This window comes from Nostoc sp. (assembly GCF_036917615.1).
Classification (GTDB): domain Bacteria; phylum Cyanobacteriota; class Cyanobacteriia; order Cyanobacteriales; family Nostocaceae; genus Nostoc.
Genome location: NZ_JBALCZ010000071.1, coordinates 1 through 18,504, shown reverse-complemented (window position 1 = coordinate 18,504; position 18,504 = coordinate 1). Strand labels below are relative to the sequence as shown.

The window sequence follows — 18,504 nt, the reverse complement described above, 5'->3', positions numbered from 1 at the left end:
AAATCTCAAATCTCAAATCTCAAATCTCAAATCTCAAATCTCAAATCTCAAATCTCAAATCTCAAATCTCAAATCTCAAATCTCAAATCTCAAATTAATATGACTTCGACATTGCCCGTGCCTGAACCTGATCAAAGCGATTCTGCTAACACTGACGCAAATTCTCTCAGCTGGGAGGAACAACTGGATAGTGCTATTTTCAGTTTTGAAGATATTCAGACGGAACTGAACTATAAACAAGCACAAACGGCGCTGCGAAACTTGGTAGCCAATCTCGACCTCACCCCCCAAGAAAAAACCGGATTGGAGACGGAAATTGCTGATTTGGAAACCATGCTGGGGAAGTTAGACCGCATGGTGGTGCAGATTGCGGCTTTTGGCATGGTGGGACGTGGTAAGTCTTCGCTACTCAATGCTTTGGTTGGGCAAACAGTATTTGAAACTGGGCCGCTGCACGGTGTCACCCGTGCTGCACAAAGAGTTAATTGGAGTATTAGTGAGGAGGCGATTGGGGAAACTGAACGTGCTTTGCGAGTCACTCTCCCTGGTGTAGGTCAATCGCAGGTGGAATTAATTGACACTCCTGGGTTAGACGAAGTAGATGGTGCAACCCGTGCGGCGTTAGCTGAACAGATTGCAAAACTTGCGGATTTGATTCTGTTTGTGATATCTGGCGACATGACAAAGCTAGAATACATGGCCCTTTCTCAGTTGCGAGAAGCAGGTAAACCGATCATCTTAGTGTTTAACAAAGTAGACCAGTATCCAGAAGCAGACCGGATGGCAATTTATCACAAAATTCGGGATGAAAGGGTGCGGGAATTACTCACACCTCTAGAAATTGTCATGGCTGCGGCATCGCCATTGGTGAAGACGGCGATTCATCGCCCTGATGGTACTAGGGGCATACAGTTGCGTACAGGTAATGCCAAAGTCGAGGAACTCAAGCTGAAAATTCTGGAGATTTTGCACCGTGAGGGTAAAGCTTTGGTTGCCCTCAACACCATGCTTTATGCCGACATCGTAAATGAGCAGTTGGTTGAGCGAAAACTGATGATTCGGGAACAGAATGCCGATCAGTTGATTTGGAAGGCTGTGATGACTAAGGCATTAGCGATCGCACTCAATCCCGTAACTGTGGTAGATATTCTCAGTAGTGTGGTCATTGATATTGCTCTGATTTTGGGTCTATCTAAACTCTATGGCTTCTCTATGACTGAAGCAGGGGCTGTACAACTACTACAAAAAATCGCCTTGAGTATGGGCGGCATCGGTGCGAGTGAACTGTTGGCAAATTTGGGCTTGAGTGGATTAAAAACTTTACTTGGGATCTCTGCAACCGCTACGGCAGGTATTGCCCTTGGCCCTTATATATCAGTGGCACTCACCCAAGCGGGAGTAGCTGGTGTTTCTTCTTACGGTATTGGACAAGTTACCAAAGTTTATTTAGCCAATGGCGCGACTTGGGGACCTGATGGGCCGAAAGCAGTGATTAATCGGATTTTGGCAAATCTGGATGAAACTTCAATTCTCAACCGGATTAAAGATGAATTGCTCCACAAGGTAAAACTCAGAAAGTGATGCATAGACATGGCGCAAGTTTCAGTCGGCCTTTCTCTTACAAACTTCAGAGCGCCGATTTCCGGCGCTCCGACTTGGCGCTAAATCCCCTTATTTAATAGTCTTTAATTACAAATTACTGTATTTTGGGCGAGACGCTCCGCGAACGTAGCGTAAAGCCTTCGGCATGGCTTCGCTTAGAGCGAGTTATTTATACCCCTATTCTTAAACAAGCTAGTAAGAGCGTCTCGTAGAGAGCGTCATTACGAATTAGTAATTATTTTAACTGCTTGTATTTTGCTCAAGCCAAGTAATTAAATCAGATACATTTGAAAAATCTAAAAATTCTTCTCCTAATTGTTCCAATTGTTCAGTAGATAAGACTCGAATTCTCTCAACTATTAATGAATTGATTTCTCCAAATCGCCGATTTAACTGACGATTTAAGAAGCGAAAAGCTTCTTTTTGTTCTCCCCTTTGTTCTCCTTTTTGCAAAATATCCTGATAAATTACCGATTCTTGCATAATATCTTCCTGCAATAATTGATGAATAAAATCTTTCTCGAACTTCACCCCTGCTAAAATCTCCGTGTAAGCAGCAGTATTTTGTCTGGTCTCCATATTTGGAATTTTAGCAATTTCCTCGGCAACCTGCGATAATAATGCTTGGGCTGAATCTGTTCGCGTTAATAGTGCTAAAGGTAATAACGCCAGATTGCTAAGAAATAGTGCTGAATCTTGCTCCCACATTCGTATAACTCGATAACGATGGGTCGTGACTTCGCTGACATATTCTTCGGTAAAAGCGATTTCATTACTTGTCTATTGCAAGAAAATCACTACCTGTGTAACAGGAACTTGATATTTTCGTGTCAATCGGACATAGTAATCTAGCATCCGCAGAGAAATTGGCTTTTAGGATTTGATTGTGGTTTGAAATTCCAGGTGTAAAATCCGATTTTCTGTTTGCATAAATGTCACAGAATCAGCACGTATCGGTTCGATGCTCAATTCAGTTTTTAAGATTTCAATTGTTCGCGGTTCTTGATTTAATAACCAACGGGTAAAATCACGGGGATATTTTTCTGCGAGTATTTTACAAAGGTTGTCATATTCTGCCATCTATAAAGGTTACACCTGATTTTATGGATTATTTGGGGATTTACAACAAATAAATTATCCAATCTTGTCAGATGGACTGAAAAGCCCGCTTTTGGCTATGGGTGGGCGAGACACCCACCCTAATTATTTTAAATGTAGGAACAGCTTATTTTAGAGCACAGAACCATCAAGCGCACTCTTGTAAGCATCAGCAGCTTCTATCCCAAAACCTCCAGCTTCGACATGACGAACTAGCGATTGAATGATCGGTATAGCAATACTAATACCAAATAAAGAATTGAAGCCTGCAACAACCACTGGTGCCGACAAAATAACTGTAAATTCTGGAAATAAAGCTAACACAGCCACTAAGACTAAAAAAACAATTGGTGTCGCAATACCTGCTGCCTTTGCTGCTTCAAAAATTAGATTTTTATACTCTTCAACACTAATGTCGCCCCGATAAAGATCCAAAGAGTAGGAAATCGCCGTTACTACAACCTGGGTGAGAATAGCTGTTCCCGTTGCAGTAATGCCTAGTTTAGCGATTGTTCCAGAATTGCTGACAATAGAATCTACCGCATTATAAACCCGAATATAGAACTGCTCACCAACGGTCATTACTTTCGCACCTCGACGCAGATTGTCAACACCTACTTCCCAAAGGATATTATCAGCACCATTCGATCCACCTTGGGAACGTGGATTGATATGGCTACCGTGCTTATCTCTAAGAAATTGCCGAATTGTATATTCTTTGCCTCCAAGCTTTGATGTGCCAGGAATTTTCTCAAAAAGCTTCATGACATCCGCATCAGAGCGAGGTAAGTCTCGCACCCGAACACCAGCACGATATCTCAGCCTATTTGCAATCTTTGGCATTTCTAGGGCTAATTCGGCAGCTGTCTTTGGTAAATTTTGCAAAGCATCAGCCATAACCATGCTAGATGTGGCAACTCCAACAGCAGTTTGTTCAAATATTTTACTAACATTTTGAACAGTTTGAAAACCTGACTGTGCTGCTATGGTTGAGAAACTTTGTAAATCATTAACTGCATGGACACTTGAAGTAGTCATCTCGGCAGTAGTCTTCTTTATTCCATCAACTACCTCATCCATACCATTTACTACATTGTTGGCTACTTCTCGAGCTTTATCTCTAACCGTATCTGCTAACTTCTGTGCTTGGTTGATAAAATCCATGTTTTAGTAACCTTTCATCTCTGCTGTGGAGTGTTTGCTCCAGTTTCTCTTTCTAAAACTGAGAACCACCTCAGCATTAATGACGAATTTACTTCCAAAATTTTTAAAGAAATAGTAATCAATTTATATTGTTTGTGTATCGTTGTTTCAAAAACTGAACTATCCGACTAGTTTTACCAGCAATTTGGGATTTTGAATTAAAAGAATCATTACCAAAGTCAAAAATTTCTGGAGGTTGCTCTGTTTGACAATCATAGTCTGCTGTGAGATAGAACTTTCCTTGATACGATGTCTACGACGGGCTACGCCTACGCAGTTAACGGCATTAAAAATACCCTTTGAAAATTTATTAATTTAATTTTTCAAGTTACAAAAATATTGTGAGTACTGGATTGCGCGACTCTGAACTCGGAAGTTCGACCTCTGAACTCGGAAGTTCGACCTCTGAACTCGGAAGTTCGACCTCTGAACTCGGAACTTCGACCTTTGAACTCGGAACTTCGACCTTTGAACTCGGAACTTCGACCTTTGAACTCGGAACTTCGACCTTTGAACTCGGAACTTCCACCTCTGAACTCGGAACTTCCACCTCTGAACTCGGAAGTTCGACCTCTGAACTCGGAACTTGAGCTTCAGAACTCGAAATGTCAAGTTCTATACTCAAACTCCGAGTTTTTTACCTCTAACTTTCAACCTTTTAGGCACAATTGCCGATAGATTTTCTCCACTATTGATGCCTAAGGCTGCACTTTCCTTTTTTTACAGATGAAATTGCGCCTTGATCAACTTTTAGTTTCTACCTTTGAAAGAGTTTAGCCATTCTTGAACTTGTTCGCGGGCAATATCGCGCCCCCCAAGACCAAAAGCTAGGGCAATAGCAACTGCGATCGCACCTAGTAAAAGTCCAAAGGCTAAATTCACAATATCACTGGCAACTCCAATCTGTTGCAGTGCCATTGCCGAGACTAAGGCAATGATGGCAATCCGCGCTACTTGTCCCAAAATCTGGGCTTGACGTTCGCCGGAACTAGTAATGATGTTAAAAGCCAGATTTGCCAGGAATAAGCCAATGGCAAATATTATTAATCCTGCCAAAATTCGTCCGAATATGATCACAATCCCAGACACTAATGCTGTCAGGGCTGCAATATTCAGGATATTCACCGCCGCCACCGTTGCAAACAGCATGATCCCCACTAAGGCAACAATGCCTGCAATTTCCGATGGCGTGCGGCTTGGAATCGGGGGAGTTGTTGGTTCTGTTAAAATTACGATTTGTCTGCTGGGTGTTGTCAAACCCAAAATGCTGAAAATGTTATTAAAGCCTAAATTGGTGAGGATACTTGTAACCAGATCCGCTACAAACCGCCCCACGAAATAGGCAACAATCAAAATTGCCACGGCTGTAAAGATGGCAGGTAGGGCGTTGAGAACCTGTTGCAGCATTGCGATCGCAGGTACAGATATCGCATCAATTCGCAAGGCATTCAACGCTGCGATCGCTACAGGAATCAAAATCAGAACATAGACAATTGTGCCGATAATACTCGATAGAGGTTGCACCCCCGCAGTCGAAGACAATCCCAACCGACTACCTAAACGGTCGATGCCAGTTGTCGCCAGCAAGTTCGTCACAATCCGCCGCACCACATTAGCGATGAACCAGCCAACTACACCAATTAATATCGCCGCTAAAATATTCGGCAGAATTAGCAGAATTTCTGTAATCAGAGCTTGTACTGGTTGTAGAGCCTGCTGTAGTCCGAGAGTATCCAAAACTGGGGCGAGAAACAGTAAAAATATAAACCAATACAGAGCATTGCCAATCGTCTGACTCAGAGACAGCTGATTCAGGCTGGGTGCCCTGTCTTCTGGTTCTGGATTCAAACGCTCATCCAGGTTAAATGCCTGTAATGAGCGCACAGTGATAATCTTCACAATGGTCGCCAAAAACCAGGCGGTTACCAAAAGGATTCCCGCACCAACCAACTTTGGCAAAAAGCCAATAAGTTGATTGAGAAAATTATTCAGGGGTCGAGACGCTATCTCCAGATCCAATGTCTGTAAAACAGCTACCGCCGTCAATAGGATAATGCTCCAAAAGACTAAGCTGGAGATTAATTTCTCCACTTGGGGAACATCTTGACGACCCGTTATCCCTGCGGCAATGCGGTTATCTATGTTTGTGCGATTGAGGATTCCTCGCGTCACTGCGGCTGCGATCGCCGCAATTAGCCAACCTACTAACAAAATTGCTACTGCCCCCAGCAGACGGGGTATAAACAGAATCAACTGTTGAACAATACCTTGCACATCAGCGATTCCTTGATTCACTGCTGGTTGTGTCAGTTGCAGATTGGGCGATTGTGCCAAAAATTGCTGCACCCTCGTGGACAAAGCAACTTCTATCACCTGGGTTATTCCTTGCCAAGTTGTGTTCATGGTTTTCGGGAATTAAGCTTAAGTATTCGCCGCAAACACTGAGTCAGTGTTTTGCATATCAATTTACCAGTAAAAACATACATCTATGGCATTGTTATCAAGAGTAATTTTTGACTTTGTTACCAAATATTTGATTTAATCTACTGGCAATGGCGAATTTTGCGTTACTCTAATTGCAGGAACAGCATCAAAGATGTGGAATGTCCCAAGTTTTGGAACAATCGATTCAAATTAATGCTACAGCTACGGTGGTGGAGCGCTGTATTAGCGATTTAACCCTCATGCACCGTTGGCTCAACCCTGTCCTCCGTTGCGAACCTGTGGGCGAAGCTTGGAGCACCGATGTCGGCAGTGAAAGTCGTTTTATCATTCAAATTCCTCTACTAAAACCCACGTTGAATAGCGTAGTTGTGGAACGACAACCGGGTTTGGTTGTTTGGGAATTTCAGGGATTTTTTCACGGGCGCGATCGCTGGGAATGTCAACCCACAGAAAAGGGAACGCTTCTACTGAACCGCTTTGAGTACGATATCCCTAACCCCTTAATTAATTGGGGTTTCAACACCTTTGCTGCGTCTTGGACAAAAGAAGATATGCAATCTCAGCTGCGCCGCCTCAAACGAGTCGCAGAAGAACAAAAATAATTCGATCATTAGGCATTTGGTATTTAGTTTTCCCAGTATTCGTGCCAAAAGCTATCTGTGGCTAACTAGTGCAAGAAGGCAGAAGGCAGGGGTAGCAGAGAAAGCAGGGGGAATAGGGGAAGAATAATAACTCTTGACCGTGCCAATTTTAGATTAAGGAATTGAAGAATTAAAAATTATTGGGGAGACGCCAAGGGCGAACGGTAACTCAGCACTTTTTCAGCTGGATAGTTATTTTTACCAAGCTGTACTAGTTGGTCTCCTAACTAGCTATGAACTTTGGTTCATGGCCAATAGTCCAATTCGTTCAAAAGGGACTGAAATCCTCTCTCAATCTTCTTTAAAAGACTTTTGCTATTACTCTGAAAATTCATTCTAAAGTAGTTGTTGAAAATACTGCTTCATCATTACCTTAAGTATAAACACAGCTTCTAACCTCTGGTAGATGTGGTTACAAGCCTTTTAAAGTATGTATTTTTACGTTTGTTTCCGCACATTAGTAGCTTGATTTCTCAGTGAATTTTTTTTGAAGTAGGTAATAAAAGGTTTTCATCATTAGAAACACGTATTAGGATTGAGGCGTTGAAGGCAGACAAAAAGATTCGTTTATAAGGTAAATAACGGAATGCCTACTGTAAATTTTTTGACAAAGTTATCAATGTCTACTGTGGGAGCAGCAGTTATTGCACTGGGAGCAGCAGGATCGGCGCAGGCATTGAGTATAACCATTGGCGCACCTGGAGATCCGAATAATGGTAATTGCATTCCTTTTGGGTGTGGGCAAAAGTTTCAGCAAATATACAATGCCAACCTGTTTTCATCGCCCATACTGATTGATACTATTTCGTTTTTCAATAAAAATTCCTTCCCAGGAAGTATTGATGCCGCAAATTATACCATCAATTTATCAACCACAAGTAAGGCTGTAAACGGCTTGTCTAATATATTTGTCGATAACATAGGAGCCAACAACCAAAGTTTTTTTGTAGGCTTTCTGGATGGCCCGATCAGCAACGGAAAATTTTCCATTACTGGCAACAGTTTCCTTTACGATCCGTCTCAAGGCAATTTACTGCTCGATATTTCTAAAGATGGCGGAAACAATTTCTCAGTATTTCTTGATTCTCAGAACGGTTCTGCACCTAGCGGCAGCATCAGCCGAGCATTTTCCTTTGACAATAGCCCTAGTGGTAGTACCAACGATAACTACGGATTAGTTACTGAATTTAGCGATAGCGCCCAATCTGTCCCAGAACCCGCTTCTCTCATCGGTATTCTAGGGTTAGGTGCTTTTGGCATTACCTCTCTTTGCAAGCGTAAACACCAAGCCGCAGTTAAGGCATAAGCATCAATTTTTATTTAAGCCGTTTAATTTAACTAACCACTGTTGTGTCAATGTTGCTGACACAGCATTTTTGATTTTGATACTTAAGTTGCAATCAAAGCTATTGTATCTTTCTCACCCAGTCCCTTTTACTTGATTCAACCATCCTTACCCAATTCGGTAAGTAGCCGCCGAATCATAGATGCATCCTCGGCATCAGGAACTTTTGCTAAATAATTTTGTAAGTCGTCTATGGCTTGGGGATAGTAACCGAGTTGATAATAGATCAGACCGCGATCGCGCAATTCTAAAGTTAAAGTAGGAAACAGCAATAAAATTCGTTCAACTGCTGCTAGCGTTTTTTTTAACTCTTGCTGTTTGAGGTAAATAAATTTTAAATTTGTCAGCATCCGTGCCAAAAATTGTCGATGACTGACTACAGCTAAAAATTCTGGTCGTAGGGTCACAGGTTGCTGATAAAGTTGAGACAGCCGTTCTTCGCAATCTTGAGCAAATATTATTTCACCACCACTGAAAGCATCCACAAAAATTTCTATATCTGGAATATCCGGGCGAATTAGGAAATGTCCTGGCATTCCCACACCCACCATTGGAAAATCAATCCGTCGGGCAACCTCCAGGTAAACCAGCGCTAAGGTAATGGGAATCCCCAATCGCCGATCAATTACATCATTGAAAAAGCTGTTGCGCGGGTCGTAATAGTCAATTTTATTACCAGAAAACTTTAAATCTTCGTAGAGATACTGATTAATACTTTGAACTATCCGCAAAGGATATCGTGAATCAGGCAGGCGTTCTTGAAGCTCCCATGCCATTGTATCAAGGGCGTTGAGATATTCCTCTGGGTCTAGCTTGGGATATTCTTCTTGTGCAATATACAAAGCTGCCTTTGCTAGGTCAATCTGCTCGTCAGACTGCTGAATCTCTTGATAAAAATATTGTCGTGCTGACGAGAAATTCATAAGCTGTTGCTCGGTGCAAGTGTGAGGATGAAGCGGAAGTGGCTTGGCTGAACTGAAAACAGTTTTATTGTACCTATTTTTATATTAGGGATATTCAGAAAATTTGGAAATATAGTTTGTACATAGGTTTCATGACATGAATCTATCCAGGTAATAAAAATAGGTTTATGTAGCTTTTTAGTATTGACTAAAGTACACATCTATAGTATTATATAGTGCAAAATCTGCTTTTAGTAATGTAAAGATGTATGGTATCAAACTACCAATTATTGATTACTAATTACCCAAATTCCGAAATGGTATTGAGAGCATGTGTATTAACTATTTGAATGAAATGGAATAGTACTGCTCTTTCTGCGATCGTCGGGGAGAGCAGATTTTTTATCTAAGCTTTTCTAAGTTAATCTAGCAAGCGTTAGCATTGGCGTAGCCTCTCGTAGAGAAGCTCGCCGCAGGCATCGCTACCCTAAGTTTTTAACCACTGTGGTTTTCATCGCTAGGTATCATAACAGTGTGTTACTACGATGTTCTTAGAGGTTGTTTGAAAAGTGTTTTCCTATGACTTTAGGCACTTTTAAATCCCCCCTAACCCACGTCAGTCGAGGAAAGGGGGAAACCTCCTGTTCCCGCGCTGGCTAAGAGATAAATTGGGGGGAACCGGAATCAGAGTTCCCCTTTTAAAGGGGAGCCACTGCGTTTGGCGGCTCTGCCGACTTGTTCGCTCTTTGCGTTCCCGCTCTTTAGCAGATGGCAGGGATTTAGAGGGATCTAAAACTTTTGATACCGAGAAGACACTTTTCAAACATCCTCTTAAATGTATATTCTGGTTACATAGCCATACTTACGCATAATCACGCTGAGAAACCTATCTTAAAGCAACAACTTAATTTTACAAAGTCTCAGTCAATTATTCACTTGATACTGAGTACATAAGTCGCCTGAAATCTAGGTTTTGGCTGTTATTTATTCTAACTTGGAATGTCTTTATTATGTAAATACACGCAAAAGTTCTGGTTACTAAATAAATTTGCCAGTAATCTAACTAAATAAGCAAGTGAGGAAAACACTGATAACAGCCTCCTTCAAATAACTAGAAAACAAAAGCTAAGTTTAAAACTTTAGTCATTTTCACTAGTGCTTATATCTGCGATCGCAGCGAAAGGCTGAATTTCACATGTCGGACTTAAGGCGTTACGTGCAATTTCGCCGATGTTTTTGCTGACATATTTGGTTGGGAAAACTCCTACTATGAAGCACCATTTTCTTTGACAATATCACCTTGGGTTCCGCAATCCATCGTGGTTCTCAATCTGTCCCTGAACCAGGTTCTATATTAGGTGTATTAGCAGTAGGTGCTTTCAGTGCTACTACGCTACTGAAGCGCAAACAGCAACAGAAAGCCGTAGCTAAAGCCTAAATATTATCTCAAAACTACTCTGATAACTGCTGTGTTAGCGATCGCCCAATCCTAACACAGCAGTTTTTGATTTCTAGTCTTCCCAAGTCGCTTTAGAAGCCTCATCTAAGAGGTCATCTATAAAGTAAAAATAAAATTACTGTAGGGGAGCCAGCGCGGCAACAGGGGGTTTCCCCTTTCCTCGACTGGCGTCCGGCTCTGCCGACAGCCAAGCAACTGGCGTTGTGTTAGGCGCATTTTTCAATAATAAATTTACTTTAAAGAAACAACTGAATTTTACAAAGCTTTAGTCAAATATTTACTTGATACTGCGTGTCTTAGCCGCATCAAATCTAGGTTTTAGCTGTTATTTCATCTAACTTTAAATGTAATTGTTATGTGAATATACGCAATAACTATTGCAAATAAATAAATTTACTAATAATCTCACTAAATAAGTAAGGGAGGAAAACACTCACAAGAACCTCCTTCAAATAACTAGAAGATAAAAGCTAAGTTTAAAACTTTAGTCATTTTCACTAGTGCTTATATCTGCGATCGCAGCGAAAGGCTAAACCCTAACTGATTACAGGGGGAGTTTATGCATAATTTTGCTGAAAAATTTGAGTGTAATCACAACTGAGTTTCTCAGCATTAATCGACATTCATTAATTGTCGTTTGGAAGAACACACATCTTGGGAATTTTTGAAGAAACTAGAATCATGAATAAATCAATTGTTTTCCAAAGCTTAAATAAGATTGCTATAGCATTAACAGCTTTGACTGCAATCGTATTTGCTACTACAAATTCTGCTAGCGCAGCATCAGTTACAACCCTCTTACAGGATAATTTTAATCAAGAAAATAACAGTGCTGGCACTTTCAATTACAATTATTTTGCCAACTTTAATGTTATAAACGGATCTGTGGACTTGATTGGAAATAATTATTTTGATTTCCTTCCTGGTAACGGACTATATGTAGATCTGGATGGAACAACATTTCAAGCTGGTACACTTCAATCTAAAACAACATTTAACTTTCAAGCAGGAGACACAGTTAACCTCAGCTTCCAGCTTGCTGGGAACCAACGAAATGGCGTGATTGACCCTGTAACCGTATCTCTGGGTAGTTTGTTTAGCGAGACATTTTCACTACCCCAATCGCAAGGGTTTACAACCTATACCCGAAGTTTTCCCGTTGCTTCTGCAACAAGTGCCACATTAAATTTCAAGGAGACTGGCGCGGATAATATTGGATTGCTGCTTGACAATGTGACGTTGACTAAATCAGTTTCTGAACCTGGTTCAATTATGGGTATCTTAGGTTTAGGTGCTTTTGGCGTTACCTCTCTTTGCAAGCGTAAACAACAAGCCGCAGTCAAGGCATAAGCATCAATTTTTATTTAAGCCGTTTAATTTACAGCGAATTTCAGGTAAATGAAGTACGCGGGTAGGGGCACAACATGTTGTGCCCCTACTAAGTTAATCTAGCAAGCGTTAGCGTTGGCGTAGCCTTTCATAGAGAAGCTTGCCGCAAGCATCGCTACCCTAAGTTTTTAACCGCTAGGTATCATAACAGTGTGTTACTAAATGTTCTTAAATGTAATTTTGATGAATATATTTACGTATAATTACGTTGATAAACCTATCTTAAAGAAACAACTTAATTTTACAAAGTTTCAGTCAACTATTCACTTAATACTGGGTATACAAGTCGCCTCACATCTAGGCTTTTGGTGCCATTTAATCTAATTTATAATATACTTTTTAAGTAAATACACGCGATTAATCTCGACACTAAATAATTTTGCTAATAATCTAAGTAAAGAAGCAGGTAAGGAAAACAATGATAAGAACTTCCTTAATAATTAGAAGACAAAAGCTAAATTCAAAACTTTAGTCATTTTCACTAGTGCTTATATCTGCGATCGCAGCGAAAGGTTAACTATTTTAGTTACCTAGCGCCTCTATGTCTATTGCAAAACAACCTATCTCAAAGCAATTCAAATATGAAACTTATTCACAAAACTGTTGCTTTAATAGTCCTTGTAACAACTGTTACCTTCAGTTTATTAGGGGAGTCAGCAAGCGCTTTCACACTTACCAACGGACCTGGTGATGGTACGGTGTCTATAGGTGTAGATGGGTTTGGCTCTTTCGGGTTAAACCCAAGGGGAAATGGCACTAATGATGCCTTGTTTGACCCCATAGGAGCGCAAGGTCTCACTGGAACCACGTTTGATTCTGGCGTAGCAATTAGACTGGGCAATTCTGGTGGGAGGACATTTCTCACAAGTGGCAGCATTGGTGGCTCTGGAGGTTTGACTAACCCAACTGTTACTGGAACATCTACTCAAGCGAATAGCATCTTCAGTTTCGATGCTCTAAAGTTCAACCTCGTACAATTAATCACACCTCTACTTGACAACGGTAGCCAAACTGGTACAGTCCTCACCCAAACATACACGATTACCAACACTTCAAACACATCCTCCGATTTTGAATTATTGCGTTATGTAGACAAAGATCTACGATTTGACGGAAGTCTAATTGATGGTGGTGGTCGTCTGTTATCAGGCTCTACAGAAACTTTATTTGAGACAGATAGTGCTACTGGTAGCAATGATCCGACAACTTTCGTTGGAATTTCAGCCGAAGGCGGTACAGTCCCAGCTATTGGTCGTTACGAAATTGACAATTATTCTGACTTACGCAGCCGAATCATAGCTGGAACAGCTCTCGACAACACGATAACAGGTGATGGTGCAGATGCTGATCAGTTTATTGATGCTGGCCTTGGCTATGATGTGACTCTCGCCTTAAATAACTTGTTCTCTATTGGTGCAGGTCAGACAACAACTTACACAACCACAACCTTTTTTGGTCTTGGTGCTCCCAGAATAGTTGTTCCTCCCACCTCAGTTCCTGAACCTAGTTCTATGTTGGGTCTGTTAGCGGTAGGTACTTTCGGTGCTACTACCTTGCTGAAGCGCAAGCAACAGAAAGCCTCAGCTCAAGTATAAATTTATTTGAACTCTAATTTAATAACTGCCGACCTACCCAAAAGGCGGCAGTTTTTTATTTTGAGTTTCCCCCTATTCCCTAGAAAACCTAGTCTTGCAACCGCAGCAGTCAAGCTTCTTTTTAAGGAATTACTAAGGGAATTGTGTCCCCTTGCGGTGCTACAGTGAAAGGTGACATTGCTTAATTTTATGTCTTCTCCGACCTTATCTGAAATCTAGCTTCAATCATTAGGCGCAGCATGGTCACAACCGCAGAAAAAACAAACATAGGCTACATTACCCAAATCATTGGTCCAGTTGTAGACGTTAAATTTCCCGGCGGGAAATTGCCACAAATCTTCAACGCTTTGAAAATCATTGGCAACAACGAAGCTGGACAGGAAATCAACCTCACTGTTGAAGTACAGCAACTGCTGGGCGACAACCAGGTGCGGACTGTTGCGATGAGTTCCACCGAAGGCTTAGTGCGCGGTTTGGAAGTCACCGATACAGGCGCTCCCATCAACGTACCAGTTGGTAAAGCTACTTTGGGCCGGATTTTTAACGTCCTTGGTGAACCTGTGGACAACAGGGGCCCTGTAAATGCTGAGGCAAGTTTACCCATCCACCGCTCTGCTCCCAAATTCACCGACCTGGAAACCAAACCTTCGGTGTTCGAGACTGGGATTAAAGTTGTTGACCTTCTGACTCCCTATCGACGCGGCGGTAAGATTGGTCTGTTCGGCGGTGCTGGTGTTGGTAAGACCGTGATCATGATGGAGTTGATCAACAATATCGCTACCCAGCACGGTGGAGTATCGGTTTTTGCTGGCGTGGGTGAGCGCACCCGTGAAGGTAATGACCTCTACAATGAAATGATTGAATCTGGGGTAATCAATAAAGACAACCTCAACGAGTCAAAGATTGCTCTAGTCTACGGTCAAATGAACGAGCCACCCGGAGCGAGAATGCGGGTTGGTCTATCGGGATTGACAGTAGCAGAGTACTTCCGGGATGTGAACAAGCAGGATGTGCTGCTGTTTATTGACAATATCTTCCGGTTTGTACAAGCAGGTTCAGAAGTATCAGCGCTACTGGGTCGGATGCCCTCAGCGGTAGGATATCAGCCCACATTGGGAACCGACGTGGGTGAACTGCAAGAGCGGATTACCTCGACTACCGAGGGTTCGATTACCTCAATTCAGGCAGTGTATGTACCAGCGGATGACCTCACCGACCCCGCACCTGCTACCACCTTCGCCCACTTGGACGGTACAACAGTGCTGTCTCGCGGTTTGGCAGCTAAGGGAATTTATCCCGCAGTTGACCCCCTTGGTTCGACTTCCACGATGTTACAGCCCAACATTGTCGGTGACGAACACTACAGTACTGCCCGGGCGGTGCAATCAACTCTGCAACGTTATAAAGAACTCCAAGACATTATCGCCATTCTTGGTCTAGATGAATTGTCTGAAGAAGACCGTCTGATCGTAGCGCGGGCCCGGAAAGTTGAGCGTTTCTTGTCCCAGCCGTTCTTTGTAGCAGAAGTATTCACCGGTTCTCCTGGTAAGTACGTGAAGTTGGAAGATACCATCAAAGGGTTCAAAAAGATTCTGTCTGGTGAGTTGGATGAGCTGCCAGAACAGGCTTTCTACTTGGTTGGCGATATTAACGAAGCGATCGCTAAAGCGGAAAAAATCAAAGGTTAGTCATTAGTCATTAGTCATTAGTCATTAGTTCAAGTGCTAATGACTAATGGCAAATTGCAAAGACAAAGCGCAAAGTCTGAGCGTTGGCTTCCGGCGTTGGCGCAGCCCGCCGCAGCGAAAAGTCTGAGCGGAGGTTTCCTCCGATCAGAACTTTTCAAGACAGGCATCAGAACTTTGTAAGAGAGGACAAAGGACAAAAAATAAATGACATTAACCGTTCGTGTAATTTCCCCAGATAAAACAGTATGGGATGCCCCAGCTGAAGAAGTTGTTTTGCCTAGCACTACTGGTCAGCTAGGTATTCTAACTGGACACGCACCACTTTTGACCGCCCTAGATACTGGTGTAATGCGAGTCCGCGCCGCTAAAAATCAGAATTGGGAAGCGATCGCTCTTTTGGGTGGCTTTGCCGAAATCGAAGAAAATGAAGTGACAATTCTGGTTAACGGCGCTGAACGTGGCGACAAAATTAACCTTGAGGAAGCCCGTGCTGCTTACAACCAAGCAGAAGCGGGTCTGAATCAAGTTTCAGCAGATGATCGCCAAGCGCAAATCAAGGCAACCCAAGCCTTCAAACGGGCCCGCGCTCGGTTTCAAGCCGCTGGCGGTTTGGTCTAAATTTTACTTTTTATTTCCACTTTGTAGGTTGGCAATGTTCAACCTACAAGATATTTATTAATTTTTTTAAAAAAATTACGGCAAGTTTAAGAAATCGAGGCAAGTCTTGATGAAGTGTTAAGTTAACTAATTAGTTGCCCAAACGGGCACAAATTATGAAAAGTTTTCAATCTTGCCTTGGTACACGTAAACAAAATAAGGTAGTTCGTTTTGCAGCATCAGCCATAGCAACGTTGGCGATGGCTGCGCCAACGTCTTTGACGAACGCTAATAGTATTCATTCTGCTAATGCTAGTTCCGTAAAAACAACTGCTGCAAAAGAAATTACTTCGGCATCAGTTCAGCTGAGTCAAACCAAATCAAATATTGCCCAGTTACAAATTAGCAAGACTCAATATCAAGCTGCTGGAATTAATCCTTTTATACTGCTTCCCATCGTACTTGTTGGCGGTTTAGTCATATTTGTCCCCCTGTTCTTTGGCGGACTTGTAGTCATCGGCGAACGTGAAGTCGGCATTGTGGTGAGGAAATTTACCCTTTCCGGGCGTGGACTCCCCGCCGGACGCTTGATTGCCCTCAACGGGGAAGCTGGCTTACAGGCAGATACTTTAGCTCCTGGCTGGCACTGGGGCTATGGGTCTTGGCAGTATTCTGTAAAAAAAGAGTCGGTAATTGTCATTCCCCAAGGGGAAATCGCTTTGATTGTAGCCGCAGATGGAGCATCCAACCCACCAGAGCGGATTTTGGGCAAAATAGTCAATTGTGACAACTTCCAAGATGCTCGGAAATTCCTCACCGAAGGTGGAGAAAAAGGGCGGCAAATGGGTTTTCTCACCGCAGGTACTTACCGCATCAACACCGCGCTGTTTAAAGTGATTACAGCAGCAAATGCTAGCGCTCATGGCATGAGTCCACAACAGTTGCACATCCATGAAATAGCAGCAGAGAAGGTTGGTATTATTACTACTTTGGATGGTTTATCGATCGCAGCAGGTGAAATCGCTGGACGCATCATTAGCGGACATGATAATTTCCAGAACGGTCAAAAATTTATTGATGCTGGGGGACAACGGGGTTTACAAGAACAGGTATTATTATCAGGTTCGTGGAACTTGAACCCTTGGTTAGTAAATATTGAACAAGTACCAATGACTGAAATCCCTATCGGTTATGTGGGTGTAGTGATTTCTTTCGTAGGCAAAGAACACCAAGATGTGAGCGGAGCAGCTTTCACCCACGGGAATTTGGTAAACCAAGGACATAAAGGCGTTTGGGTTGAGCCGTTGTATCCTGGGAAACACCCGCTCAACACTAAGGTGATGAAAATTGAGCTAGTACCAACAACAAATATTGTCTTAAACTTCACTGAAAGAATCATTGGAAACCACGGTTATGATACAAACTTGCAGGCGCTGAAACTGCTGTCATTTGATGGTTTCAGCTTTAGTTTAGAGATATTCCAAATTATCCACATTGGTGCTTCAGATGCACCGAAAGTGATTTCACGCTTAGGTTCGATGCAAAACGTCATCGATCAGGTTTTGCGTCCAATTGTGGGGAATTATTTCCGCAACTCGGCTCAAGAGTATACTATCTTGGATTTCTTGATTGCACGAAGCGAACGCCAAGCAGAAGCCTCCGAATACGTTAAATCTGCTTTGCGTGCTTATGATGTGCAAGCGGTGGATTCGTTGATTGGTTTGATTACCCCACCAGAAGAATTAATGCATACACTCACAGAACGTAAAATTGCTGAGGAACAACGTAAAACTTACGAAGTTCAGCAGATGGCGCAAACCCAACGACAACAACTTGTCCGGGAGACAGCACTGGCTAATATTCAACAAGAAATGGTGCAATCAGAGCAGAGTGTGCAGATTGCCGATTTGAAAGCCCAAGCCCAAATTAAGCAGGCGAACGGTGAAGCTGAGGGTACAAAACTCCGGGCAATTGCTGAGGCTGAAGGTATTCGTGCCACAGGTAACGCCAAAGCTGAAACCTATCGGACTGGTGTGGAAGCTTTGGGGCCACAAGGTTATACAGCAATGCAACTAATGCAGATTATAGGCGATCGCAATGTCCGCTTGATTCCAGATGTCTTGGTTGGTAGTAACGGCAGCAATAACGGCTTAGTGGATGGGCTACTATCCATGATTTTATGGAATCAAACTAGTAAAGGTGAATTGAAACCAACACCTTTAAATGCACAACCGATAGTTACCCAAACACAACCTACCGCAGAAAATGGTCTTCCACCTATAATTGTGAATTTTCCGGTGGATAAGCAACATTAGCAACACATGAATCGGCTGTAGGGGCGTACAGCCGTACATTGGTCTCAACTTAAGCTCAAACACCCAATTTACCCTCGTTTTAGATCCCCCAACCCCCGATAAATTGGGGGCACTCGATTCTAGTCCCCCCCTTAAAAACTGGAGTTTAGACTAAAAGCGATATGAGAGAACGCAAATCAAAAGGAATTAGAGGTTAAAAATATTATCTTGTCAGCCTTAAAGCAT

At 42.4% G+C, this 18,504-nt stretch carries 11 protein-coding genes and 2 pseudogenes; 9 read left to right on the top strand and 4 right to left on the bottom strand.

Going from position 1 to position 18,504, the window contains the following annotated elements; genetic code table 11:
* Window positions 1–99: 99 nt before the first annotated feature.
* Window positions 100–1,581, top strand: coding sequence for a GTP-binding protein (locus tag V7K85_RS26470; RefSeq protein ID WP_334818116.1), 1,482 nt, complete (start codon window positions 100–102; stop codon window positions 1,579–1,581).
* Window positions 1,582–1,842: 261 nt separating this feature from the next.
* Here the strand turns inward: V7K85_RS26470 and V7K85_RS26465 are convergent.
* The 3 genes and pseudogenes from V7K85_RS26465 to V7K85_RS26455 form a co-directional block, all read right to left on the bottom strand.
* Window positions 1,843–2,682: pseudogene (locus V7K85_RS26465) on the bottom strand (Rpn family recombination-promoting nuclease/putative transposase).
* A 150-nt stretch (window positions 2,683–2,832) separates the two neighbouring features.
* Window positions 2,833–3,864, bottom strand: a complete 1,032-nt coding sequence (locus tag V7K85_RS26460) for an HNH endonuclease (RefSeq protein ID WP_334818114.1) — start codon at window positions 3,862–3,864, stop codon at window positions 2,833–2,835.
* A 789-nt stretch (window positions 3,865–4,653) separates the two neighbouring features.
* The gene (locus tag V7K85_RS26455; RefSeq protein ID WP_334818112.1) at window positions 4,654–6,306 is read right to left on the bottom strand and encodes a mechanosensitive ion channel; all 1,653 of its coding nucleotides are present in this window, start codon (window positions 6,304–6,306) and stop codon (window positions 4,654–4,656) included.
* 200 nt (window positions 6,307–6,506) lie between these two features.
* Between V7K85_RS26455 and V7K85_RS26450 the strand changes: the two genes are divergently transcribed.
* Complete coding sequence (locus tag V7K85_RS26450; RefSeq protein WP_334818110.1) at window positions 6,507–6,950, top strand: SRPBCC family protein; 444 nt, start codon at window positions 6,507–6,509, stop codon at window positions 6,948–6,950.
* A 625-nt stretch (window positions 6,951–7,575) separates the two neighbouring features.
* Window positions 7,576–8,295: a PEP-CTERM sorting domain-containing protein gene (locus V7K85_RS26445; RefSeq protein WP_334818108.1), complete on the top strand. Its 720-nt coding sequence runs from the start codon at window positions 7,576–7,578 to the stop codon at window positions 8,293–8,295.
* Between the two features lie 137 nt (window positions 8,296–8,432).
* On the opposite strand, the gene V7K85_RS26440 is transcribed toward V7K85_RS26445, so the two are convergent.
* The gene (locus V7K85_RS26440; protein ID WP_334818106.1) at window positions 8,433–9,257 is read right to left on the bottom strand and encodes a SirB1 family protein; all 825 of its coding nucleotides are present in this window, start codon (window positions 9,255–9,257) and stop codon (window positions 8,433–8,435) included.
* Window positions 9,258–10,563: 1,306 nt separating this feature from the next.
* On the opposite strand from V7K85_RS26440, the pseudogene V7K85_RS26435 reads away from it, so the two are divergent.
* The 6 genes and pseudogenes from V7K85_RS26435 to V7K85_RS26410 all read left to right on the top strand — a co-directional run.
* Window positions 10,564–10,674 (top strand): annotated as a pseudogene (locus V7K85_RS26435) (PEP-CTERM sorting domain-containing protein); the annotation flags it as partial.
* Window positions 10,675–11,376: 702 nt separating this feature from the next.
* Entirely contained in the window at window positions 11,377–12,045 is a 669-nt protein-coding gene (locus tag V7K85_RS26430) for a PEP-CTERM sorting domain-containing protein (RefSeq protein WP_334818103.1), read from the top strand.
* Window positions 12,046–12,665: 620 nt separating this feature from the next.
* Complete coding sequence (locus tag V7K85_RS26425) at window positions 12,666–13,679, top strand: PEP-CTERM sorting domain-containing protein (RefSeq protein ID WP_334818101.1); 1,014 nt, start codon at window positions 12,666–12,668, stop codon at window positions 13,677–13,679.
* A 239-nt stretch (window positions 13,680–13,918) separates the two neighbouring features.
* The gene (atpD, locus tag V7K85_RS26420) at window positions 13,919–15,367 is read left to right on the top strand and encodes a F0F1 ATP synthase subunit beta (RefSeq protein WP_334818099.1); all 1,449 of its coding nucleotides are present in this window, start codon (window positions 13,919–13,921) and stop codon (window positions 15,365–15,367) included.
* A gap of 204 nt (window positions 15,368–15,571) precedes the next feature.
* Window positions 15,572–15,985, top strand: coding sequence for an ATP synthase F1 subunit epsilon (atpC, locus tag V7K85_RS26415; RefSeq protein ID WP_334818097.1), 414 nt, complete (start codon window positions 15,572–15,574; stop codon window positions 15,983–15,985).
* Window positions 15,986–16,140: 155 nt separating this feature from the next.
* The gene (locus V7K85_RS26410; RefSeq protein WP_334818095.1) at window positions 16,141–18,279 is read left to right on the top strand and encodes an SPFH domain-containing protein; all 2,139 of its coding nucleotides are present in this window, start codon (window positions 16,141–16,143) and stop codon (window positions 18,277–18,279) included.
* The last annotated feature ends 225 nt before the right edge of the window (window positions 18,280–18,504 follow it).

Bases quoted from the DNA above. Each gene is read 5' to 3' on its own strand.
- V7K85_RS26470 (WP_334818116.1), top strand. From the start codon at position 100: ATGACTTCGACATTGCCCGTGCCTGAACCTGATCAAAGCGATTCTGCT.
- V7K85_RS26460 (WP_334818114.1), bottom strand. From the start codon at position 3,864: ATGGATTTTATCAACCAAGCACAGAAGTTAGCAGATACGGTTAGAGAT.
- V7K85_RS26440 (WP_334818106.1), bottom strand. From the start codon at position 9,257: ATGAATTTCTCGTCAGCACGACAATATTTTTATCAAGAGATTCAGCAG.
- V7K85_RS26425 (WP_334818101.1), top strand. From the start codon at position 12,666: ATGAAACTTATTCACAAAACTGTTGCTTTAATAGTCCTTGTAACAACT.
- V7K85_RS26410 (WP_334818095.1), top strand. From the start codon at position 16,141: ATGAAAAGTTTTCAATCTTGCCTTGGTACACGTAAACAAAATAAGGTA.
- V7K85_RS26450 (WP_334818110.1), top strand. From the start codon at position 6,507: ATGTCCCAAGTTTTGGAACAATCGATTCAAATTAATGCTACAGCTACG.
- V7K85_RS26455 (WP_334818112.1), bottom strand. From the start codon at position 6,306: ATGAACACAACTTGGCAAGGAATAACCCAGGTGATAGAAGTTGCTTTG.
- V7K85_RS26445 (WP_334818108.1), top strand. From the start codon at position 7,576: ATGCCTACTGTAAATTTTTTGACAAAGTTATCAATGTCTACTGTGGGA.
- atpD (WP_334818099.1), top strand. From the start codon at position 13,919: ATGGTCACAACCGCAGAAAAAACAAACATAGGCTACATTACCCAAATC.
- V7K85_RS26430 (WP_334818103.1), top strand. From the start codon at position 11,377: ATGAATAAATCAATTGTTTTCCAAAGCTTAAATAAGATTGCTATAGCA.
- atpC (WP_334818097.1), top strand. From the start codon at position 15,572: ATGACATTAACCGTTCGTGTAATTTCCCCAGATAAAACAGTATGGGAT.